Genomic DNA, 23,233 nt, shown 5'->3' with positions numbered 1-23,233 from the left:
GGTGAGCATCGGCACCGCGCAAAAAGGCTTTGAGTCGGGTATCTCCGCCGCTTGGAACCTGGTCGCGTTGTCCATGGGTTTCCTGTTGTTGGCACTGGTACTGGTCAAGAAGTACCGTGAAACCGGCCTCACGACCATCTCCGCCATTTTGGCGCAGAACTACGGCGAAAGCGTGCGTTATGCCGCATCGATCCTTTCGATCTGTGCGCTAAGCATCGTCTCCGTAGCCTTGTACGCCAGCGGCGGCGCAGTGTTGGCTGCTGTGCTGAACATTGATCGCACCTTGGCGATTCTTCTGGTCGGCGCGGTGACGGTGTTTTACGTCAGCCTGGGCGGTATGCGCTCGGTGGTGTACACCAACTTCGTACACGCCACGGTCAAGTACATCGGCATCATTCTGGCTCTGGCCTTCGCCCTCAACGCAACGGGTGGCATTGGCGCCCTGCAAGCAAAACTCCCTGAGCACATGTTCGACTGGACAGGTGTAGGTTGGGGCCAGATCTTCGCGTGGATGATCGGCGGTGTCGGCTCAATCTTCGCTACTCAGTACGTCATCCAGGCGATCATCAGCACCAAAGACACCAAGACCGCCAAGCGCTCGTGCTTTTACGTGTCGTCGCTGATGATTCCATTCGGCCTCATGGCTGCACTGATCGGAATGTGCAGCGCAATGCTGTACCCCGGCACGAAGTCCATCGACGCCTTCCCGGTCTTGATTGCACACATGCCGACTTTCTCCGCCAGCCTGGTGGTGATCGGTCTGGCCGGCGCACTGTTCGGTGGCATCTCCGCGAACACCCTGGCATCGGCCACGCTGGCGATGAAAGACTTCTACGACCCGTTCTTCAACAAAGAAAAGAACGACCGTAAATCGGTAATTTTCGTCAAACTCGCGATCATCGTGATCGGTCTCCTGCCACTGGTTCTGGCGCTGTACGCGGACAAGATCCTGCTCATCGCATTCCTCGGTAAAGCCTTGCGCGCCACCTTGGCCGTCATCGTGCTGATGTGCTTTTATGCACCGAAATTCGGCACGTCCCGCGGCGCACTTAGCGGTGTCATTCTGTCGGTGATCTCAACCATCTCGTGGTTCCTGGCCGGTAACCCGTACGGCATCGACAGCTCGTACTTCGCCCTGCTCAGCCCACTGCTGACCATGAGCGTCAGCGAACTGTTCAAGTCGTCACGCCCGAATGCAACAGTGGCGACTCAGCCCAATTGATATGAAGAGATGAACAGCATCGGCGCCAGACTAACCATGGCGCCGATGTCGGTTATCCCCGCTTAACACTTCGCGCCCCCCGTTACCCCTGCCCCGGCCAGCGCCGCTCGTCAGCCGTGCGCAACTCTCTCGCCCTAAACTCACTCAAGAACTAAGTAACTGGCATCCATTCACTCGAGCAAGAGAGACGGCCATGAAACATACACTTGTTGCAGCTTTTGATAATTTCAGCGACGCAGAAAAGGTCCGAACGGAGTTGGTCGGTCACGGTATTGCCCACACCAATATCACCGTCGCTGCCGCCGAGAGCGATTCGACCCCAGGCTGGGCTGCGGAGTCGTCCGCCAGCTTGGCCGACGACAGCTCAGATGCCCGGCTTAGCCATCACGAAGAGTCCATAGGCGATAAAATCAGTCACTTTTTTAAGTCGCTGTTTGGTAATGATCACGACGACAACCTCCATCATCATGCCGTTGCTTACCCTGAAGCCTATCGTCGGGGTTCGACGTTGGTGACCGTGACGGTAGACACCGATGAAATGGCCGACGAGGCCGAAGGTGTCATGGAGCGCAACGGCGCGATTGATATCAACGAGCGCAGTGCTAGCTGGGCTAATCGAGACTTCGGTACTGAGTCGGGCAGCCACATCACCCCGGATACTGATTTGACGGCGCCTTCAGGACTTAGCGCCCGAGACAATATCCCTACCGATCCGGTACGTGTCTCCCGCGTCAGCGAGCGTCCATTTGGCGAGTCAGGGACGCGCGGTGGCCTGGACAGCGACCGCAGCACCCTGCGCGGTGACGATGTTATCGGCCAACGCCACGCCATGGATGACGATATGGGCGCAGATGTTAAGGACGAGCCAAATCCGCCGAAAGATCGGCTTAATTAATACTCTGCGGCACACCGCCAACCTGTAGAGCCAACACGCTGGGCTCTTACAGGTACGGTGGTGGGCGCGATACCGCCATTCAAACCCACAACACCGCTTTGCCGATTTGCTCGCGCCGCTCTATGCGCTCATGCACTTGGCCGACCGTGTCCAGGGAGTAGTGCCCTTCGATTTCGATCTTCAGCGAACCGTCGAGCAAGGCGGCAAATACGGCGTCGGCGCGGCGCTGCACCGTGGCTGCATCGGCCATGTGATCGGCCAATCTGGGACGCGTCAAATACAGCGATCCGGCCTCCCCCAACTCCATTGGGTCAAGGTCGGTCACCGAACCCGATACATTGCCGTAATTAACAATCAGCCCACCCGTTCTGCAGGCTCTAAAGCTGTCGCGCAGGGTGGCTTTGCCGACTGAATCAAACACCACATCCACGCCTTTTCCATCCGTCGCCAACCTAATGTCATCAGCAAAACCGCCGTGGGAGTAATCCATCGTCTGCCAAGCACCCAGTTGACCGACCAGCGCGCGCTTTTCCGGGGTGCTTGCTGTGGCAAACACCCTTGCGCCACGCTGTCTGGCCATCTGCACCAACAACTGACCGATGCTGCCAGAGGCCGCGTGAATCAGACAAGTACTGCCCGCGTGCAACCGCGCAATGTCTTCCACGAGATAATGAGCAGTCGCCCCTTGGAATATCGAGGCCGCAGCCAAGTCATAGGGGATGTTGTCCGCAATACGTGCGACCAACCCAGCCGAGATCACCGCGTACTCGGCGTAACTGCCCCAGCCAATGCACCACGCCACCCGATCACCCACCGACAGATGCTCGACGCCTGCGCCGATTGCCACTACATCGCCCGATCCCTCCATGCCCAAGGTGCACGGCAGCCGGACCGGGTACGTGCGGGAGTTCGCATATTTACCTTGGCGCGTATGCACGTCCATGAAATTGATCCCCGCACACACCACCTTGATCAGCACCTGCCCCGGTCCCGCTATGGGTCGAGGCACATCACTGCGTTTTTGCAGGACTTCAGGTCCGCCGTACTGCTCGATGATAATTGCTCTCATGTCGCTGAACTCTCTGTGGTGTAGTGAGCCGATGGTAAAACACAACTGATTGACCGAGAATTCCCCAAACTCTCCCTCGCTCCGTGAGAAAATTCCCCGATGTTTGATTGGCAGGATCTTTATTTCTTCAGCGTGTTGGCTCGCACGCAATCGCTGTCAGCGGCAGCACGGGAACTGGGTGTCGAACACGCGACTGTTGGCCGACGCCTGGAATCCTTGGAAAAAGCGCTTGGCATGCAGCTCGTCGACCGATTACCCCGCAGCCGACCGTTGACCGAAGACGGTCGCGCAGTGGCTGCTATCGCCGAGAGCATGCAGGAGATGGCGCATTCGCTGGAGCGTCGGGCTCGGGCTGCGTCAGCCGACCTTGCCGGGTCGGTGCGCGTGAGTGCGCCGCCGTCGGTGGCCGCCGCCTGCATCACTCCGCGCATTGCCGCGTTACGCGAGCACTATCCAAACTTGAGCATCGTGCTGCTTCCGTCGACGGCCCTTGCCTCACTGAATACGGGTGAGGCTGACATCGCCATCCGCACCGTTCGCCCAGAAGAAAATGGGCTGCTGTGCCGCCAGATCGGCGTGGTTCGGTTCGGGTTATACGCGACCGTAGCGTTCAGCCGACGGCCCCCTGAGCAGTGGACATTTATTGCTTATGACGAGGGTCTTGATCACCTGCCACAGCAGGCATGGCTACACCATGTTCGAGCCGGACGGCCGATTGTGTTTGCGGCCAGTGAGTTGAATTCGCAGCAAATAGCCGCGAGGGGCCATGTCGGGGCGGTCGTGCTGCCAACCATCGTCGGTGACAACGACCCAGCGTTAGTGCGCTTGGCCGTTGAGTTGGAAGCACCGGTACGAGCGATCTGGATAACGGCGTACCCTGACATCCGTCGAACGCCGTCAGTCAGCGCGGTGATGGAGTTTCTGGTGGACTGCATACAACGCGAGCCAAAGCTGCAGGGTTAAATCGGTGCAAGCTGCAAGCATGGGGTCAGCTCGGGATCTTCAAGCCCTTTTCTACCGCTGGACGTGCAAGGAACAGGTCCAGAGAGCGCAACACGTTGGGGAAGTCAGAAATCCCTACCAGATCGCCAGCCTCGTAGAAGCCGACCAAGGCCCGTACCCACGGGAAGATGGCGATATCAGCGATGCTGTACTCATCGCCCATGACCCAGTCGTGCCCTTCCAGCTGTGTATTCAAAACGCCTAACAAACGCTTGGCTTCGTTGACGTAGCGATCACGTGGGCGCTTGTCTTCGAATTCTTTGCCGGCAAACTTGTGGAAAAAACCAAGCTGACCAAACATCGGACCGATGCCGCCCATTTGGAACATGACCCATTGGATAGTGTGATAACGCTTGGCAGGATCGCTGGACATCAACTGGCCGGATTTTTCCGCCAGATAAATCAGAATCGCACCGGACTCGAACAGCGGCAGCGGTTTTCCGCCTGGGCCATTGGGGTCGAGGATTGCCGGGATTTTATTATTCGGGCTCAGCGACATGAACGCGGGAGTCATCTGGTCGTTCTTATCAAACGCCACCTTGTGCGCTTCATACGGCAGACCGATTTCTTCGAGCATGATCGATATCTTCACGCCGTTTGGGGTGGGTAACGAATAGAGCTGTAAATACTCAGGGTGCTTTGCAGGCCACTTTTCGTTGATCGGGAAGGCGTTAAGGTCAGTCATGTGAACATCCAGATGATAAAGGGCTGATAAAAAGGCCGGTATTGCAGTTGTGGTCCTTTCAGAGTGGGCTAAAGGTAGCCGCAATTGCTGGAGTTGCGCTAGCCACTGCGGGTGTGAATATACCCCGACTGAATTCGGCCACACAGATTCTCCATACAACACACAACAGCTGGCTGGCATAGCGCCTCTGAAAGCGAATTAACCACTAATACCTTGGCGCTGGCGCTTGGGAGCACTGCCGATTACGTCTAAGCTGCGACTTGTTTTTTTGAACGGAATGCCGTGTGAAATTCAGTCTGCCCAAAATAGCCACTGCACCGTTTTGCCCCCCCGAGGTCGCAGGTTCGGTGCCGGTGGATGCCAGCGCTGCCTTCTGGAAGCGCGCCTTAAGGTTTGCCGGGCCGGGGCTGCTGATATCCATCGGCTACATGGACCCCGGCAACTGGGCCACGGCCATCGAGGCCGGCTCGCGTTATGGCTACGATTTGCTGTTCGTCGTGCTCCTGGCCAGTCTGGCCGGCATGGTCCTGCAATGCTTGTGCTCGCGGTTGGGGATCGCCACCGGTCGCGACTTGGCGCAACTCTGCCGTGAACGCTACAGCACCCGTTCGGCGCGCACGCAATGGGTATTGGCAGAAATATCTATTATTGCCACCGACCTCGCCGAGGTACTGGGCTGCGCCTTGGCCTTTCACCTGTTATTAGGCGTTTCACTGACTGTCGGTATCGCCATCACCGCCTTCGACACGCTGTTGGTACTGGCCCTGCAAAACCGTGGTTTCCGCCGTCTGGAAGCGATCATGCTGGTGTTGGTGCTGACGATTGGCGTGTGTTTCTTCATCGAACTGTGGCTGATCAAACCGTATTGGCCTGACGTATTTAATGGCTTCAAACCGTCCCTGTCGGCGATCAGCGAAGCTGCGCCGTTGTACTTGGCAATCGGAATTCTCGGGGCCACGGTGATGCCGCATAACCTGTACCTGCACACCTCGGTGGTACAGACCCGATTGATCGGCAAAGACTTGGCCAGCCGCCAGGACGCGGTGCGCTTGTCGCGTATCGACACCATCGGTTCACTGTCATTGGCGCTGCTGGTCAACGCGGCGATCCTGATCCTTGCCGCAGCTGCATTCCATCAGACCGGCCACACCGGTGTGGTGGAAATTCAGGACGCCTATCACCTGCTGGACCCGCTGGTGGGTGGTACATTTGCCAGCCTGCTATTTGGCGTCGCATTGCTGGCTTCAGGTCAGAGTTCGACGTTTACCGGCACCATCGCCGGCCAAGTGATCATGGAAGGCTTTCTCAACCTCAGAATTCCGTGCTGGCAGCGGCGCCTGATTACCCGCGGGCTGGCACTGATTCCGGCGTTCACTGGCGTCTGGTTGATGGGTGATGACGCCGTCGGCAAGCTGCTGATCCTCAGCCAAGTGGTGCTCAGCCTGCAATTGCCGTTTGCCCTGTACCCGCTGATCCGAATGACCAACGATAAGACGCTGATGGGCCCTTTCGTCAACAGCCTGCCGACGCGACTTCTGGCTTGGTTTTTGTTTGCGGTGATCAGCGTGGCCAACATTTGGCTGATCGTGCAGTTGTTTAACTAACGCCCTGCCGACGTAATTCCCGCCATCGTCTTGCGTGTCGTCGGCCAGCCTCTACGCTCTTTGAACCATCACTGAGCGAAGGGCTTTCATGACCACCCTCAAAGACCGTTTAAAGTGTGGCAGAGATGCCCGTAAGCAGTGCTCGCGCGGCTCGCATGCCGCGCCTGGCGACATTGATCGTGACCCTCTACCGATTATCGAAACATCAAACGAGGGCCGAGTAAAATCGCTGGTCGAGTTACGATACGGGCGAATGCTGGTCTCGCCGTTCACCTTCTACCGTGGCAACGCACTGCTGCATGCCCACGACCTCGCTGGCACGCCGAACATGGGCCTTGCCGTGCCCGTGTGCGGCGACGCTCACCTGATGAATTTCGGCGGTTTCGCCACCCCTGAACGCAACTTGCTGTTCAGCGTCAATGACTTTGATGAAGCGTATTCCGGCCCCTGGGAATGGGACCTGAAGCGCTTGGTGGCGAGCGTCCTGATTGCCGCCCGTGACTTGCGCCATGGCAAAACCGTTGAAGAAAACCTGTGCCGCGAAGCCGTTGCCGCCTATCAACGCACCATGGCCGATTGCGCCAACCAGGGCGCTCTGGATCTATGGTACGACTCCATCAGCTATGAAGACCTACTGGCGCAAGCGCAGTCCAACAGCACCCTCGCCCATGTAGAACGGGCCATCCAGAAAGCCGAACGCCGCACCCATGCCGAACTGCTGCCGAAAATCAGCGAGCGGGACGCGCACGGTCAGTTGCTGATTCGCGATGACTTGCCGGAAATTTTCCACCTGAACAACGCCACCTCGCTGTTGGATGCCGACGACGACTGGGCAGGGCTGAAAAACTGGCAAACGCTGTATGGGGCGTTCATGCGCGATTATCGGCCCACGTTGCAGGCCGACCGTCGTGAGCTGCTGTCGCGGTTCGAGGTGCAAGACATGGCGTTCAAGGTGGTCGGCGTCGGCAGTGTCGGCACCCGCTGTCTGGTGGCGCTGCTGACAGACGATCAACAGCACCCGCTGTTTCTCCAGATCAAAGAAGCGCGGCGTTCGGTGTTGTCCGGCTACGTCAAAAGCAAGTCGCGTATTCGCCACAATGGCCAGCGGGTGGTCGAAGGACAACGCCTGATGCAATCGGCCAGCGACCTGTTCCTAGGCTGGACCACGGACCTCAACGGACGGCATTTTTACGTGCGCCAGCTACGGGACATGAAGGTATCCGCAGAGCTGGAGAACTTTGACGCCGAAGCCTTCGCCGCCTATGCACGGATTTGTGGCCGGGCGTTGGCTCATGCACACGCCAAAGCCTCGGGGCGTGCAGCGCAGATCAGCGGTTACATTGGTAAAAGTGCCAGCTTGGCAGATGCACTGCTCAGCTATGCCCAAGCGTACGCAGAACAAAACGATCGCGATTTCGAGCGGTTCCAAAAGGCCTGCCGCACCGGCCGACTACAGGCGCGTTCGGAAGCCGACTTCGCCGCTGATCATTTGCCTTGAGCGGTCGAGGCGCGTCGAAGCACCAACGCACACGCGCCCGCTGCCACGCACACAACGGCCGACAGAATCACCGCCCAATGGAACGCACGGGTCAGAGCGTCGCCTTGATACGCCAATACTTGGCCCAGTAACGCAGTCGCCACTAAACCACCAGTCCGGGCAATGGCGTTGTTCAATCCAGACGCCGAACCAGTGTGACTTTTGTCGACTGAAGCGAAGATAGCGGTCGTCAAAGGCGCAACGGCGCAGGTCAGGCCAATGGCAATAACACCGAGGGCGGGCAGTGCATCGCGCCAATAAACAACGTCTATTCCCATTCGCAACAACAGCAGAAAACCTGCCCCCACAATGCACGGCCCGACGATCAAGAATGGTTGGGTGCCGTAGCGCCCCGCTAACGCTCCCAACCAAGGAGACGCCACGGCCAACACCAACGGAATGGGCAACAAGGCGGCCCCGGCCTGGGTACTGGAATAACCGCTGGCGACGATCAATACGTACGGCAACAGAATCGTCAGGCAGCCCAGCGCGCCGTACAACAGGAAGGTCAACAGCGTCAGCCCGGTAAAGCCCGGTGAGCCGAACAGGGCCAAGGGCATCATCGCGGTCGGGCCTTTTGTCCGTTCCCAGTACAAAAATACCGCCAGCAACGCCGACCCGGCGAGTAAGCCGACAAATCCATCGAGCGACCAGCCTTCTGGGCCGGTGACTGAAATTAGCGCCCAGGTAATTGCGCCCAAACCAACGGTGGCTAACAGCGCGCCTAACCAGTCCAAGGGGATTTTGCCGCCACCGCGGTGGTCTTTTTCGACGTACTTCCATGCCAGATAGACCGCCGCACTGGCCAAGGGGATATTGATGAAGAAGATCATCCGCCAACTGACGGTGTCGATCAGCCAACCGCCTAGAATCGGCCCACCCGCCCCAGTCCCGGCAGCCGCTGCCGCCCAGATGCCGATAGCCCTCCCCTGTTTTTCGCCTTCGAAACTCGCACCGAGAATCGCCAGGCTGTTGGGCATCAACAGCGCCGCACCAACGCCTTGGGTGAAGCGCGCACCAATTAACGTCGACAGATTAGGTGCCAATCCGCACACCACTGACGCTACGGCAAAAATCAGGATCCCGACCATCAGTACCCGGCGTCGGCCATAGCGATCGCCCAACGACCCGCCGAGCAACAGCAAAGCACTCAACGGTAACAGATAGCCACCGATCAACCACTGCAACCCGGAATGGCCACCGCCCATGTCTCGACCAATGGCGGGCAGGCCGACATTCACCACTGAACTGTCGATGAATGCCAGACTCGACGCCAGCACGCATGTCACCAATGTCAGGATGCCGCGGGCGTCCATGGGCTGATGGGCTTCGTGGGTGAGGTCCGGAGGGGTGGAGTTCATTGGTTCGCCTGTCAGTGGCCCGGTTGGGTCGATCTGAAATACATACTAACGTGTTGAGAGGACGCAACCGTCCATCTCCTTCGGTCGCCACGTACTAACACCGCTGCGGACCTGTGCCACGATTAATGGCTCACGAGATCGCCACAAGGAGTGAAAAATGAAGCGTTGCGACGTTTTGATCATCGGCGCAGGCCCCACCGGCCTAGTCTTGGCGCTGTGGCTCAGCAAGCTCGGCATCAGAGTGCGGATCATCGATAAAACGGCGACCTCGGGCAGCACTTCGCGAGCTTTGGCCGTTCAGGCGCGGACCCTTGAGCTGTACAGGCAACTGGACTTGACCCACGTCATTTTGGACAGTGGGCACAAAGTGCCGGCGGTCAACCTTTGGGTCAAGGCAGAACACGCTGCCAGGGTGCCATTCGAGGCCGTGGGCAAAGACCTGACACCCTATTCATTTCTCGAGATCTTTCCTCAGGATCAGCACGAGCGCCTGTTGATCGAGCGATTGTGGATGTTTGGTATTGCGGTAGAACGGCAGACCGAACTGACCCGTTTTATCGAAGCTGACGGGGGAGTCACAGCTTATCTGGTGGGGCCGGACGGTCAGGAAGAGGTGTGCGCAGCGCGTTACCTCGCTGGCTGCGATGGCGCCCGTTCCACCGTGCGCAAAAGCCTCGATGTCGGGTTTCCCGGGGGCACCTATCAGCAGGTGTTCTATGTGGCCGATGTCGAAGCGGTCGGCCCCGCGATCAATGGCGAACTGCACGTGGACCTCGACGAAGCAGACTTTCTCGCGGTGTTCCCGTTGGCAGGCGAAGGGCGAGCAAGACTGATCGGCACCGTGCGCGATGAACGTGCCGAGCATGCTGACACGCTGACGTTCGAAGACGTCAGTGGCCGCGCAGTTGAGCACCTCCAGGTCGAGATTCGTCGGGTCAACTGGTTCTCGACCTATCGCGTGCACCATCGGGTGGCGCAGCATTTCCGCCGGGGAAGGGTTTTTTTGCTGGGCGATGCTGCGCATATCCACAGCCCAGCAGGTGGTCAGGGCATGAACACCGGGATTGGCGATGCGATCAACCTCGCCTGGAAACTCGCAGCCGTGCTGGAAGATCGCGCCACCGATAGTTTACTGGACACGTATGAGGCCGAACGTATCGGCTTTGCCCGGCAATTGGTGGCGACCACCGACCGGGTGTTCAGCTTCGCCACGGCCGATGGTCGCATCGCCAAATTGGTGCGCACGCGTATCGCGCCATTGCTGATTCCAAAGGTCATTGCGATTGATGCGGTGCGCGAATTTATCTTTCGCACAGTGTCGCAAGTCACCTTGAATTACCGGGGCATGGCACTCAGCGCCGGCACTGCAGGTGAGGTTCAAGGGGGCGAACGATTGCCTTGGGTGCCTGGCAGCGACAATTATGAATCGCTGTCACGCCTGTGTTGGCAGGTGCACGTGTACGGCGTCGCCAGCGAACCATTAAGCGCATGGTGCGCGGACCAAGGTGTGCCGTTGCACGTTTTTGCGTGGACGCCCGCCCACGAAGCCTGCGGATTTGCGCGCAACGCCCTGTACCTATTGAGGCCAGACACCTATGTGGCACTGGCCGAGGCATCAGGTCAGCCCGACACGCTGGATCAGTACTTCATAGGACACAATATACAACCGCGAAAAGGATGGCTGCATTGACGCCGGAAAGCCCCGACACTATTTTTTACCGGCAAAAATCCTGCGAGTTTATTCAGCCCGGCGTCTGCGAGGGGTCAGCACTACGCGGATACGTTCGCTCTTCCTGGATCGTCCCGTCCTCATTATGAATTTTCAGCGAGGCGGTATGGGTGCGCAGAAACTCACTGGCTAGGATGACCAATTCTTCCTTGGTGCCCGCGGTCTTTGACGCATGGACTGCGCCCTGTTTTTTCAATGACCAGAAAGTGCCGGTTTTTTCGATGTGGTAATTGTCCATAGGTCGCTCCATCTGAAAGACGCGGTAGTCACCAGCAGCTAAGGTGCTGGCTGCCCGAGTACATTGATTTCGAATCCGCCTGAAGATTCAATCAGAGTGCACGCAGATATAGAGGGTAGATGTGGAACGCTTTGCCAAGCGTGCTACTGACACGAAATTGGCCTTGGGACGTCCCCAACGTATCCCGAACAGGCAGGCGGATCCATCGCGAATGAATTCGGTCCTATAAAATTTCTCCTCAGACGGACATTCAGCTATTCGCTTTCTAGCCGATAGCATTGTTGCGCACAGGTTTATTGGCCCGAGATCCATGATTTCCCAGCCACGCGAACATAATAAAATCGACACTCTGGAGAAATGCGATGAATAGCTGGCTCTCGGACATCAGCGTCAACTTAAAGCTGGCGCTAGGCTTCGGCCTGGTATTAATCCTGACGTCGGCCTTAGCCCTTATCGGCTGGACCAGTCTGGATGGGCTAATCGACCGCAGTGACAAGATGAGCAGTATTGCGGCGCTGAGTAACCAATTAGCTAACCTGCGGGTGTCACGCTTGCAATACATGATTGCCAACGGTGACGACACCGTGGGGCAGACCGTGCAAGTGGCGCTTGATGGCTACAAGGGTCAACAGCAAAAACTTCGTGCCGAGCTGAAAAGTCCTGACGACCTGAAACTGCTTAGCCAGTTGAGCGATGTCAGCAACAGCTACGAAAGCGCTTTGGCAAAAATGCGCAATGCGTACAACGTTGCCAATACAGTGCGTGCCGACATGGGTACTAACGCGGTCAAAGGCGCCGAGCTAATCGGTTCGATCCTCACCACCGTGCTGCAAATGGCGCCCACAGATGAAGGTCGCTTCGAGCAGTACCAGGCGATCATCAAAGCCAAAGAGGATTTGGCCATGGTTCGCTATGAAGTGCGCGGCTACACGGCGAGCGTCACCGCCGACACCGAACAGAAAGCAATGAACCAGCTTCAAGTTGCCATCGAGGGCCTTAAGCCGCTCAACGCGATGTTCGGCAGTACACAGGCCGAAAAGCTCAAGCAGCTGGAAACCGCCCTGCTCAATTACCAGGCATCGGTGCAGGCCTTTAAAGTCGCTTACGGCGACATCGTTTCCGCGCGTAAATCCTTGGGCGAATTGGGTATCACAATTCTGAGCCTGAACGACGAGCTGTATAAACTGCAGACCAGCAAGCGTGATGACGCCAGCGCTCAGTCGCGTCAGCTGCAAATCGGCGCCACTCTGCTGGCGCTGATTCTCGGAATCTTGGCCGCAATCATTATTACCCGCCAGATCACCCGCCCCCTGCAACAGACACTGGCCGTGATCGAGCGCATTGCCGCGGGCGATCTGTCGCACAGCCCGGCCGTCACCCGCCGCGACGAATTGGGTGTGATGCTGCAAGGCATCCAGCGCATGGGCAGCACCCTGCGTGAATTGATCCGTGGGATCCGCGACGGCGTCACACAAATTGCCGGTGCTGCCGAGTCGCTCTCTGCAGCTACCCAGCAGACCAGTGCCGGGGTCAACAGTCAGAAAATCGAGACCGACCAGGTCGCGACGGCCATGCACGAGATGTCGGCCACGGTTCAGGAAGTCGCACGTAATGCCGAGCAAGCTTCGAGCGCCGCCTCGGCGGCTGACATACAAGCCCGTGAAGGCGACAAGGTGGTGGGCGAAGCGATTGTGCAGATCGAACGCCTAGCCGCCGAAGTGGTTCGCTCCAGCGAAGCCATGAACGGACTGCAATTGGAGAGCAACAAAATCGGCAAAGTCATGGACGTGATCAAGGCCGTGGCGGAACAAACCAATCTGTTGGCCCTCAACGCGGCCATCGAGGCTGCCCGTGCAGGCGAGGCTGGTCGCGGCTTTGCGGTGGTTGCTGACGAAGTGCGCGGGCTGGCGCAACGCACGCAGAAATCTACCGAGGAGATCGAGGCCTTGGTCGCGGGCTTGCAAAGCGGCACGCAGCAGGTGTCGAGCATCATGCTCAGCAGCCGCAGCCTGACCGACAGCAGCGTAGCCCTGACGCGCAAAGCCGGTGTTTCGTTAGAGAGCATCACCCAAACTGTATCGAATATTCAGGCAATGAATCAGCAGATCGCCGCAGCCGCCGAACAACAAAGTGCGGTGGCCGAGGAAATCAGCCGCAGTATCGTCAATGTGCGCGATGCCTCCGAGCAAACTGCAGCAGCCAGCGGTGAAACTGCCGCGTCCAGTGTCGAACTGGCGCGCTTGGGCAATCAATTGCAAACGCTGGTCAGCCGCTTCCGCATGTAAGCCTCAGGCCAGAGCGGTGCAGCACTCATAAAGGTGCTGCACCGCAATGCTTGCCCAAACGCGATAAACATTAGCAAGCTACCATTGCGCAGTCCGGCCCTAAACCGGCATGCTCGCTTTTCAGTCGTTTGCCAGCCTGGCAAATCTGACTGCCTGATTTGATCAGATGTGCCCGGAGCCTCATCGGTAATGAATTCGCCTAGCCCGCTGGAAACCCCAGCCGTCAGCACTAAATTGTCGTCCCCTGAATTGCGTGGAATGGTCGCAATTTTGCTGTCCATCGGATTGGCGACCCTCGACACTGCCATCGCCAACACCGCTTTGCCCGCCATCGCTGCCGACCTGAACGCCTCGCCTGCCGCTTCGGTGTGGGTGATCAACGCCTACCAATTGGCCGCAGTCGCCACCCTGCTGCCGCTGGCAGCACTAGGCGGAATTGTCGGTCATCGCCGAGTGTTTCTCGGCGGACTGATGCTGTTCACCGTGGCTTCGTTGCTGTGTACGTTGTCCTGGTCATTGCCGACCCTGACCATTGCCCGCGTCTTTCAAGGCTTGGGCGCCGCCGCGATCATGAGCGTCAACGCTGCGCTGATCAGCTCGATCTTCTCCCCGCAGCACCTGGGCCGAGGGTTCGGCATGAACGCCCTGGTGGTGGGCGTGTCATTCGCCGCTGGGCCAACTGTGGCCTCGCTGGTGTTATCAGTGGCGCACTGGCCGTGGCTGTTTGCAATCAATTTACCCATTGGACTGTTCGCCTTGTACTTCGCCTGGTCCGCGCTGCCGGTGACCAAGCTCAGTGGCTTGCCGTTTGATCCAATCACGGCAACTTTGAATGTAATTGCCTTTGGCGCACTTATCTTTGCCTTGAGCCAGGCCGCGCAACTAGGCTCGATGACCAGCGTAGTGATCGCGATGGTCATATGCGTTATCGGCGGTACGTTAATGATCCGGCGCGAGGCTAAACATCCAGCACCGATGTTTCCGCTGGATTTGCTCAAGCGCCCACTGTTCGCCCTCTCCGCGCTGACAGCCGTGTGCTCGTTTGCAACCCAAGGCCTAGCGTTTGTGTCGCTGCCGTTCTTCTTTGAGAACGTACTGGGCCGCGATCCAGTACAGACTGGATTTTTGATGACGCCGTGGTCGGTAGTGGTTGCATTGATTGCGCCCTTCGCCGGGCGCCTGTCAGACCGCTACCCGCCCGGCTTGTTGGGCAGCATCGGGCTGGCAGTGCTGTGCGGCGGGATGATTTCCTTGACCCTATTGCCGAGCAATCCGGACGCTTGGGACATCGGTATTCGCATGGTGATCTGTGGTCTGGGTTTCGGTTTTTTCCAGGCACCGAACCAAAAGGCGCTGCTCACCAGCGCCCCACGGGAACGCAGCAGCGGCGCCAGCGGCACCATCGCCACTGCACGGCTAATTGGGCAGGCCACGGGTGCGGCGTTGGTGGCGCTGAGCTACGGAATTTCCGGCGAACACGGCCCAGTGCTGGCCCTGACCATCGGCGCCTGCTTCGCCGCTGTCGGCAGCATTGCCAGCGGCCTGCGCCTGATTACACCCAATACGGCTAGCAAGTAATAAAGACGTAGTGGTTTGGTCTTCGCGGTCTTGAGGATTGCCCGAATCCGGCGGCATGCCGAGATTCGGTGGGACCGAACTTGTTCGGGAAGCAGACGACGCGGTTTATCAGACATGCCGCGGCGCTACCTTCATTCCCTGAGGCTGTCCGTCAACTGTAAACCTGGCGGTGTGGGGGTTGCTGGAGCCGGGACAGGAACGGGAGCGGGCCGACGTGGTTTGAAGAGGCCCAGCGAACGCCGGATACCACTGGCTAGGGTACTGTTTGCGTGCAGGTTATCGTAATGGAACACCGCAGTAGCACGCACCGCGTTCGGGTCCGCTGGCAAGTTGGTGTGCAGCGAACGGTAGCCCCAGAACAAATAAAGATCGCCTGGCAACATGCGAATCTTAGTGAACTTGTCAGAACCTGCAGCGTACTCCCGTTTCAACCAACGCTGCATCCAGCGGTTATCGACGAGCATCTTGTCGATCAAGTTGAAGAAATAGTTACTACGCAGCGGACGATGGCTGCGCAACATAATCAAGTCGCCGGGGTCGGTTTCCTCGGGCATGCACACGGGCATGATGGTGGTCAGCACATAGGAGTCGTAGTGAAAAATCAGCGACTCGCGTTGCCCACCTTCACCGATCAAGCAACGCAACACCTGATGCAGCCCCTGCTCCACTGGCCTGCGTCCCGTGGCCGTCGAAACAATCCGTTGGCACAAATCAATGAACACCGGCGAAGAGCCCAATGCGTAGAGAAACGAATCCGACATCGACTCCTTCCCCGTCAAGGCGACGTAACCGTTGCCCGCTGATTCTATCGTGGCAAGTACGAACGTCTTAAGTTCGGCCAACTGATCGCTTGTAGCCCAACCGGGCAGCACGGCATAGCCGTCATTATCGATAGATTCGACAAGGGTTTTAATCCGAGCATTGGTAAACGAGGTGTAGTGCATAAGAGGGCGCCTTTGATTCATCATCACTGTCTTTGATAATCAGCCGACAATGCTTAGTTATTTATAACAACCAAGAAGGCAAAAACAGACTACCAGTCTGTACGCAACATACAACCCCACCTTTAACATTTTTTCGACACTCGATCTTGCACATTATTGTACCACTTTGTATCAACTCTAACGTATTACGCCAACCAATCTTCAACTGTAAGAACAAAACAACTAACTTAGTCTCGCGCTTATTACATGTGTAACAATAGCGAGACAGTGCAGCGGAACGTCGGCTGACAGACATTTCGCAGACGAATTAGTTAGAATCAACTATTAACCTGCACTTCCTATATCCGCTGCCCAGGCGACTCTTCTTACAATACAAAACGCTGCACCATCGCGTTCAAATCTGTGGCCAGCATCGACAACGCGTCGCTGGCCACGGTGGTCTGCTGCGCGCCGGAGGCCGTCTGTGCCGACAAGTCGCGAATGCTGGTCAGGTTACGATCCACTTCATTGGCCACCTGTGCTTGCTGTTCCGCCGCGCTGGCAATCAACAAGTTTCGGTTACTGATGGTTGAGGTGGAGGTGATGATCACCGCCAATGCCTGGCCAGTCGCGGCGGCTTGCTCCAAAGTGACGTTGGCTTGGGTGGCGGTAAGGCGCAGGGCTTGGGCGGTGGCTTGCGTGCTTTTTTGCACGTCGTTGATCAAGCCTTCGATTTCGCTGGTAGACGCACTGGTGCGCTGTGCAAGCGAGCGTACTTCGTCAGCGACTACGGCGAACCCGCGACCCGCCTCTCCTGCCCGAGCGGCTTCAATGGCGGCATTGAGCGCGAGTAAGTTGGTTTGGTTCGCCACCGCACGGATCACGTCCAGAATCTTGCCAATGCTCAACGTACGTTCTGCGAGACCCTCTGCCTGGTGCGAAGAATCCAGCACATTGCCAGTCAATTGTTTGATTGACGCAATAGTGTCGTGCAGTCGGTGTTGGCCCTGGGCCGCCGCCTCGCTGGAGGCTTGAGATTCGCTAGACGTGCTGCTGGCGTTACCTGCCACTTCGACGGCCGCTTGGCTCATCTGATTGACCGCGACGGCGGCTTGTTCGATTTCGTCGTTTTGCAGCTGTAGGTTTTGCGCACTGGCTTGGGCGATGGAGCCCATTTCTTGAACCGACTGTGCCAATTGTGTTGCGGCTGCGCCAATCTGAGCGATGGTGCCGTGCAGGTTGCCGCGCATCCGCCCCAACATACTGAGCAGTTGCGCAGGTTCATCTCTGCCGCTTGGGATGGTCTGGGGGCTGAGGTCGCCGTCAGCAATGGTACTGGCAATGTGCAGCGCATGGCGCACCGGGCGGATGATGCTCACGCTTAAGCGCCAGGCCAACAGCAAAGTCAGCACCAACGCGACAATAATTGCTCCCGACGCAATGATCCGTGCCTGACGATAGCTTTTACCCGCAGCCTCCACTGTCGCTGCCGCGCTTTGCTTATTGAGCTCCCGCAGCAACTGCACTTGCATGTCCATCAAATCACCTTGCATCGACAAGGTGGTGTTGATTAGCATCCGCGCGTCATTGATCTTGCGCTGTTCGATCAGCGCCATTTCATCACGCAAACCTGGGATAAAAGCCTTATAAGCCTCTTGCAGGGCCAGGATCGAGTCACGTTCAGTACCGTCAGTCACCCGAGCCAGGTACTCGGCAAAGCCTTTCTCGACTTCGTTTTTCAGCTGCTCGACGTTGATCTTGCTGGTGATGACCGCACTTGGATCATCAGCATTCGCTACCAGATTAGACGTTTCGGCGCGCAGCTTTACCAGATCGATAGCGATAGCGTCCGCCATGGCGATACTGGGCAACGCCCCTCTTTCAACGGCTTCACCTTGATTACGGATGTCTTGCATCTGCCACAGGCAAAACCCGCCAACGGCAACTAACAATGCAGCCGTGATGCCGAAACAGACGACCAGACGCTGGGTGATTTTAAAACGACGGAGCACAGGCGTTTCGGAACGCTTGCTCAAAAACCGAGGCCAGAACCTATTCACAGCTGATCACGCCTCTTCATCAAATACAGGGGAGAGGCATGTATAAGGCAATTGTGTGATGTCTTTATGACACTAGGTAAAAATTTTAGCGCCAATTCTATGGCGGTCTTTCGACATGATGAGAATGTTTATCAGCATCTTCTTCCTAACCAGCGGCACTGGTTAAGTCAAATGAAAAACACCTAAATTAAGTTTCATCCTGGCCAAGGGGCTCCGTCACGTAACTGTCATCTCGTTAATTCTTACTTGCCTCAATAACTTGCAGCGCTGGTTCGCTGCTGTTCTGCCGTTGACGTTCCGATTCGTATTGTTGGGCGTTACTTCGACAGCAGATTGAATATCCCAGTAAACGAGACCCACGATGATCAAGAAAATAACCAGGCCAGTAGTCGGCATACTATTGGGCGGTGTGATGTTGTCTGCGCATGCGGACTTCATTGACGACAGCCACGCCGACTTGACACTGCTAAACCGTTACTTGGATCAAGAAGGTCGCGGTGTAGTGGGCAGTACCGCCAAAGCTAAAAGCGTCCGCGACTGGGGTCAAGGTTTCCAGTTCAACTTCAAGTCAGGTTATACCGAAGGGGCCGTTGGATTCGGTCTGGATCTGGAAGCCTTCTACGGGATCAAGCTCAATTCGAGCGGCACCCCCGGCAGTATGTTTCCATTGAACGACGGCAAGTCTGCCAATGATTTTGGCGTGCTGAGCCCGACCTTCAAAATGCGCTTCCTCAAGGATGAGTTGCGCATCGGTGAGCTCACACAGAGCAACCCAATGCTCGCCAACACCGACGGTCGCCTGTATCACCAGACCAACACCGGTGCGCAGTTGGTGTCCAAAGACCTCTCGGACTTCACCTTCACGGGCGGCGACATCACCCAGACGAAGATTCGTAATGAGACCAACGACAGTGACATGACCACGGGCGGCGGTGCCAAACTCAGCAACCGCTTCCTTTATGGCGGCGCGGATTACACCGGCATCGCCAACACCACGGTCAGCCTTTGGTATTCAAACCTTGAGGACTACTACCAGCAAGCATTCCTCGGCGCAAAACACACCGACCAATTACCAGTGGGCAGCCTGCTCAGCGACTTCCGTGCTTATCGCAGCCTGGGGGTGGGCGGCAACGCGGACGGCGACAGCGACTACGCCACTGCCGGTTCTTACGGCGACGGTTTGAGCAAAGGCCGGATCAACCAGTCGACTTTCAGCTTGATGGAAAGCTACAGCCTGGCGGGTCATACCGTGGGCATCGGCGCGCAGAAAAACACTGGGGACAGCGACTTTCCGTTCCTGGATTCCGGCCTGAACAGCGGCGACGCTCGCCAAGGCCCTGGGTCGGGTGCGGACTCACCGGCACTGACCAACCTGCAACTGAACAAATTCCAGCACGCCGGCGAGCAAACCTGGATGGCCCAGTACAAGTATGACTTTGGTCATCTGGGCGTGAAGGGTCTGGGCTTCGCCGCGACCTATGCCCACGGCAATGACATCAAAGTGGTTAAAGGCGGCGATAGCGAGTGGGAGCGTGACGTGGCGGTCAGTTATGAAGTGCCCGATGGCACTCTCAAAGGGCTGGGCGTGACCTGGAAAAACGCCATGGCTAACCCGGAAATGACGGGGCAAACCAAGCAGGACGAAAACCGCTTCTATGTAAGTTATGTCGTGCCCCTGTGGTAGGCCTTTATTCGGCATAAGCCACGCGTAACTAACACAAATAGCCAGACCCACACGTAATGTGGGTCTGGCTTTTTTTCGCCCGTCGATACGCCCGAAACGTAGAGGTTGGTCGAATTCAATTTCGCAGGATATTGCCCCATACTCAAGCCGCCGAAAGGACCTGCGCACATGGAAATAGCCTAATGCTGCCCACCCCACTCAAACCTCACACTCACCCCGCACGGCTGCATACGCAGAAATGGCGCGGACGTGTCGGTCTTGCGCTAGTAGCGATGCTTTCAGTGCTGGCAGGCATGACCGACGCCATCGGTTTTATGGCCTCCGGGGATTTCGTCTCATTCATGAGCGGCAACACTACCCGCTTGGCCGTCGCTGTCAGCAATGGTGACGTGAACCTAGTGTTACGACTCACGCTGTTGGTGGTCACGTTTGTTGCCAGCAACGCGCTGGGCATCGTTGTCGGTCGACTGACTCGCCGACGCACGTTGCCACTGTTGTTGTGCATCGCAGCCCTGCTGTGTGCGGCTGCGGCTTGGCCACTCGACAACCAACTCCCTGCGCTGCTGGGCGCGATCACCGCCATGGGCATGCTGAACGCTGCGGTCGAGGAAGTGAACGGCTTCCCGGTCGGGCTAACCTACGTGACAGGAGCCCTCTCCCGCTTTGGTCGGGGCCTTGGCCGATGGATGCTGGGGGAACGGAGAAATGGCTGGCGTGTGCAGTTGATTCCTTGGACCGGTATGTTTGCGGGTGCGGTCATCGGTGCCCTGCTTGAACAGCATCTGGGCATGAGGGCTTTATTTGCCAGCGGTGTGCTTTCTGCCATCCTTGGGGTAGCCTCGTTAAAAATTCCCCGGCGCTGGCAACTGGCATACATGCCTAAGTGAACGTGTTGCCAACGCCCGAATAAACGCACTTATAAAGCAGGCCCCATGATCCCAGCCGAACAGCGTCACCAGACAGCGCTAGAAACCTTCCTCAACGAACGCCCCGACCTTCGCGAAGCGCTTGATCACCTGAACCCCCTGGCCGCTCAGGCCAAGGGCGAAACAATGGCGCAATACCGCGAAGAACGCTTGCATGAGGCCTTCGAAGCAGAAGCCGAACGTTTAGGCTTTTTCGCGTGGGAGCTGACCTTAAAACTCACCGCCGAATCCGCAGAAGAATTCCAGGCACAACGCCTTGAGGTGCACAAGGAAGTCGCCGAGATGGCCGGGATGGACTGGGCCGAATATTGCAAAGAGCACGGGATAGTGGATGGCGTACTGCGGGGTTGAAGCCCAGGTAGACACAACGAACTTACCGCCACCGCCAAGTGGTACAGTCAGCGTTTTTCAGAATGAATAAGGAAGCACCATGCGGATGTTAATAGGCGCCATGACCTTGGGATTACTCGCAGGCTGCGCGTCGCCGAGCATGGACACAGCCCGAACCGCCGCGCCGGCGAAGACGTTTACCTCCGAGAAACAAGATCAGCTCGTGGCCCAGTGCATTCAATTTTCCTGGCAGGATGAGGTGGTGTTCGGCGTCGAAGCCGCTGCGTACCTCAAGCCGGGCACTAAAGGCGGTTTCACTGTCTATACCCGTAGCGCCGAGTATTTCGTCGACGTCCAGAGCGCAACCTCTGGCACTACGATTAACTACTACGTAGCGAAAAGCGATGCGCTGGCGGAGCGTCGATTAGCTTCGCTGGCCACCTGCCTGTAATCCTTGTCGGCTAATTGGCCGCACAACCGAGCGGGAGTGAATTTCATGGACTTACATTTACGAAATAAACGCGCACTGGTGTCAGGTTCAACCAAGGGTATCGGCTTTGCCATCGTCTCTGGACTGGCCCGTGAAGGCGCCCAGGTGATCCTGAACGGTCGCTCTCAGGCGTCGGTCGATGAGGCCCTGAGCAAACTTCGTACACTGCAGCCCGACGCCGATGTTCAGGGTTTTGCAGGCGACCTGTCTGACCCACAGCAGATCAAGAGGCTGCTTGAGCAACACCCCGACGTTGACATCCTGGTGAACAACCTCGGTATTTTTGATCCAAAACCATTCGAAGACATCGACGACGAAGCGTGGGAGCGTTTTTTCAACACCAATGTCATGTCCGGGGTGCGTCTGTCGCGGGCTTATTTACCGAAGATGAAAAGCAAAAATTGGGGTCGCGTGGTCTTCATCAGCAGTGAAAGCGCCGTGCAGATCCCCGTTGAGATGATCCACTACGGCGTCACCAAAACGGCTCAACTTGGCCTGTCCCGCGGCCTGGCGGAAAGCTGCGCAGGCACCGGTGTGACCGTGAATGCCGTGCTGCCGGGGCCGACCAGTTCGGAAGGCGTGAGTGAGTTTGTGAATAAACTCTCGGGTGGCCAACCGTTCGCAGCGTTCGAAAAAGAGTTCTTTGAGAAAGCACGACCCACCTCTCTTCTAAAGCGATTCACCACACCTGAAGAGGTCGCCAACATGGTGGTTTATGTGTGTTCTGAAGCCTCCTCAGCAACCAACGGCGCGGCGTTGAGGGTCGATGGCGGCGTAGTTAAGTCGGCGTTCTAACTTGGCGATCCCCAAGACCGTAAAAGGCGCCTTAGTGGCGCCTTTTTTGTCCGATCAATCTTCAACGGTTCGTCTCGGCGAGGGCAGCTCGCCCAAAATACTCGCAAGATCGTGCCACGGATGCTGACCCCTTTCGTCGCTGAACCCACAACTGTGGTCATGCTTAAATGCCTCGTCCGCTAACCAGATATTCTGCAACCGCTGGCAATCAGTGCATTGCAAATGATCAAACAACACGGCCCAGCGCTGACGCCAGGCAATCATGTTTCTGCTCAGCTTCAGTCCCTCGCTCAGGTGGGTTTCGACCCAGGCTTCGGGCGCTTGAGTACATTTAAAATGAATTTGCACAACATCATTTGCATCACTGTTCATCGAGACCCCCTGTTCCTCATCGATCGCCATAGAAAGTGACCGAGAGAAATGTGCGGCTGTTCCTGCCCGCTCGATGAACGGCAACGGTCTGGGCCACCCTCGCTCAGACTCCAGTCAAGGCGATTTAAGCGCGGCCGGAACGTGGGCAGGCTCAACCGAGACGATAAATCCAGTCGCCCACCACATGGATACCAACCACAGAGCACCGGCAATTAAAAAAACGGTAAGCAATCCTTTCGCGTTCATGAGCATTCGCTTGATGGATGCTCCTATTGCGAGCGATGGTCGAAATCTAGGTACAACGTAGTTCAATTTTGTTCGATTCGCTGGATATCGGCAGGATCAATGAGCGGTTGGGATCGGTTCGGGCAGCAATATCGGTGCTGCCCGAGCGTGTCGACAACGCCGCAAGACGAGAATTTTGCTAGGCTGCGGCTTCACCCTCGAA

20 protein-coding genes are annotated in these 23,233 nt (G+C 57.3%); 13 read left to right on the top strand and 7 right to left on the bottom strand.

What is annotated here, in order from left to right:
* Both M0974_RS04080 and M0974_RS04075 read left to right on the top strand, forming a co-directional pair.
* Positions 1-1,222, top strand: a 1,222-nt coding sequence (locus M0974_RS04080) for a sodium:solute symporter family protein (protein WP_297833114.1), incomplete at its 5' end; no start/stop codon positions are given.
* A gap of 193 nt (positions 1,223-1,415) precedes the next feature.
* Entirely contained in the window at positions 1,416-2,117 is a 702-nt protein-coding gene (locus tag M0974_RS04075; RefSeq protein ID WP_297833112.1) for a hypothetical protein, read from the top strand.
* Between the two features lie 79 nt (positions 2,118-2,196).
* Here M0974_RS04075 and M0974_RS04070 read toward each other — a convergent pair whose 3' ends face one another.
* A complete protein-coding gene (locus M0974_RS04070; protein ID WP_297833110.1) occupies positions 2,197-3,186 on the bottom strand; it encodes a quinone oxidoreductase in 990 nt (329 codons plus the stop codon).
* Positions 3,187-3,285: 99 nt separating this feature from the next.
* Here M0974_RS04070 and M0974_RS04065 point away from each other — a divergent pair, with 99 nt between their 5' ends.
* Positions 3,286-4,149: a LysR family transcriptional regulator gene (locus tag M0974_RS04065; RefSeq protein WP_297833108.1), complete on the top strand. Its 864-nt coding sequence runs from the start codon at positions 3,286-3,288 to the stop codon at positions 4,147-4,149.
* A gap of 25 nt (positions 4,150-4,174) precedes the next feature.
* Here M0974_RS04065 and M0974_RS04060 read toward each other — a convergent pair whose 3' ends face one another.
* Positions 4,175-4,873, bottom strand: a complete 699-nt coding sequence (locus M0974_RS04060; RefSeq protein ID WP_297833106.1) for a glutathione S-transferase C-terminal domain-containing protein — start codon at positions 4,871-4,873, stop codon at positions 4,175-4,177.
* 284 nt (positions 4,874-5,157) lie between these two features.
* Here M0974_RS04060 and M0974_RS04055 point away from each other — a divergent pair, with 284 nt between their 5' ends.
* Together M0974_RS04055 and M0974_RS04050 are read left to right on the top strand one after the other, a co-directional pair.
* Positions 5,158-6,477: an Nramp family divalent metal transporter gene (locus M0974_RS04055; RefSeq protein ID WP_297833104.1), complete on the top strand. Its 1,320-nt coding sequence runs from the start codon at positions 5,158-5,160 to the stop codon at positions 6,475-6,477.
* Positions 6,478-6,565: 88 nt separating this feature from the next.
* A complete protein-coding gene (locus tag M0974_RS04050) occupies positions 6,566-7,975 on the top strand; it encodes a DUF2252 domain-containing protein (protein WP_297833102.1) in 1,410 nt (469 codons plus the stop codon).
* Here the strand turns inward: M0974_RS04050 and M0974_RS04045 are convergent.
* Positions 7,963-9,375: an MFS transporter gene (locus M0974_RS04045; RefSeq protein ID WP_297833100.1), complete on the bottom strand. Its 1,413-nt coding sequence runs from the start codon at positions 9,373-9,375 to the stop codon at positions 7,963-7,965. The two genes, M0974_RS04050 and M0974_RS04045, sit on opposite strands and share 13 nt — an antisense overlap.
* 157 nt (positions 9,376-9,532) lie before the next feature.
* Here M0974_RS04045 and M0974_RS04040 point away from each other — a divergent pair, with 157 nt between their 5' ends.
* On the top strand, positions 9,533-11,065 hold the full coding sequence (locus M0974_RS04040; RefSeq protein WP_297833098.1) for an FAD-dependent oxidoreductase: 1,533 nt from the start codon (positions 9,533-9,535) through the stop codon (positions 11,063-11,065).
* A 52-nt stretch (positions 11,066-11,117) separates the two neighbouring features.
* Here the strand turns inward: M0974_RS04040 and M0974_RS04035 are convergent, their stop codons facing one another.
* Entirely contained in the window at positions 11,118-11,342 is a 225-nt protein-coding gene (locus M0974_RS04035) for a DUF2188 domain-containing protein (RefSeq protein WP_297833096.1), read from the bottom strand.
* A 362-nt stretch (positions 11,343-11,704) separates the two neighbouring features.
* On the opposite strand from M0974_RS04035, the gene M0974_RS04030 reads away from it, so the two are divergent.
* Together M0974_RS04030 and M0974_RS04025 are read left to right on the top strand one after the other, a co-directional pair.
* Positions 11,705-13,627 carry a methyl-accepting chemotaxis protein gene (locus M0974_RS04030; protein WP_297833094.1) on the top strand — a complete coding sequence of 641 codons (1,923 nt, stop codon included), beginning with the start codon at positions 11,705-11,707 and terminating at the stop codon, positions 13,625-13,627.
* Positions 13,628-13,885: 258 nt separating this feature from the next.
* Complete coding sequence (locus tag M0974_RS04025) at positions 13,886-15,205, top strand: MFS transporter (RefSeq protein WP_297833121.1); 1,320 nt, start codon at positions 13,886-13,888, stop codon at positions 15,203-15,205.
* Positions 15,206-15,336: 131 nt separating this feature from the next.
* On the opposite strand, the gene M0974_RS04020 is transcribed toward M0974_RS04025, so the two are convergent.
* Both M0974_RS04020 and M0974_RS04015 read right to left on the bottom strand, forming a co-directional pair.
* A complete protein-coding gene (locus M0974_RS04020; RefSeq protein ID WP_297833092.1) occupies positions 15,337-16,149 on the bottom strand; it encodes a hypothetical protein in 813 nt (270 codons plus the stop codon).
* Between the two features lie 365 nt (positions 16,150-16,514).
* Positions 16,515-18,140, bottom strand: a complete 1,626-nt coding sequence (locus M0974_RS04015) for a methyl-accepting chemotaxis protein (protein ID WP_297833119.1) — start codon at positions 18,138-18,140, stop codon at positions 16,515-16,517.
* Between the two features lie 409 nt (positions 18,141-18,549).
* Between M0974_RS04015 and M0974_RS04010 the strand changes: the two genes are divergently transcribed.
* The 5 genes from M0974_RS04010 (at position 18,550) to M0974_RS03990 (ending at position 22,413) form a co-directional block, all read left to right on the top strand.
* Positions 18,550-19,872, top strand: a complete 1,323-nt coding sequence (locus M0974_RS04010; RefSeq protein ID WP_297833090.1) for an OprD family outer membrane porin — start codon at positions 18,550-18,552, stop codon at positions 19,870-19,872.
* 182 nt (positions 19,873-20,054) lie between these two features.
* Entirely contained in the window at positions 20,055-20,759 is a 705-nt protein-coding gene (locus M0974_RS04005; protein WP_297833088.1) for a YoaK family protein, read from the top strand.
* A 45-nt stretch (positions 20,760-20,804) separates the two neighbouring features.
* Complete coding sequence (locus M0974_RS04000) at positions 20,805-21,149, top strand: DUF6388 family protein (protein ID WP_297833086.1); 345 nt, start codon at positions 20,805-20,807, stop codon at positions 21,147-21,149.
* Positions 21,150-21,228: 79 nt separating this feature from the next.
* Positions 21,229-21,579, top strand: coding sequence for a hypothetical protein (locus tag M0974_RS03995; RefSeq protein ID WP_297833084.1), 351 nt, complete (start codon positions 21,229-21,231; stop codon positions 21,577-21,579).
* 45 nt (positions 21,580-21,624) lie between these two features.
* Positions 21,625-22,413, top strand: coding sequence for an SDR family NAD(P)-dependent oxidoreductase (locus tag M0974_RS03990; RefSeq protein ID WP_297833082.1), 789 nt, complete (start codon positions 21,625-21,627; stop codon positions 22,411-22,413).
* Positions 22,414-22,467: 54 nt separating this feature from the next.
* Here M0974_RS03990 and M0974_RS03985 read toward each other — a convergent pair whose 3' ends face one another.
* Complete coding sequence (locus M0974_RS03985) at positions 22,468-22,785, bottom strand: hypothetical protein (protein ID WP_297833080.1); 318 nt, start codon at positions 22,783-22,785, stop codon at positions 22,468-22,470.
* Positions 22,786-23,233: the final 448 nt, after the last annotated feature.

The organism is Pseudomonas sp., assembly GCF_026224925.1.
In the GTDB taxonomy this organism is placed as follows: domain Bacteria; phylum Pseudomonadota; class Gammaproteobacteria; order Pseudomonadales; family Pseudomonadaceae; genus Aquipseudomonas.
The sequence above is the reverse complement of the archived record's forward strand: the minus strand, read 5'-3'. Positions and strand labels throughout refer to the sequence as shown.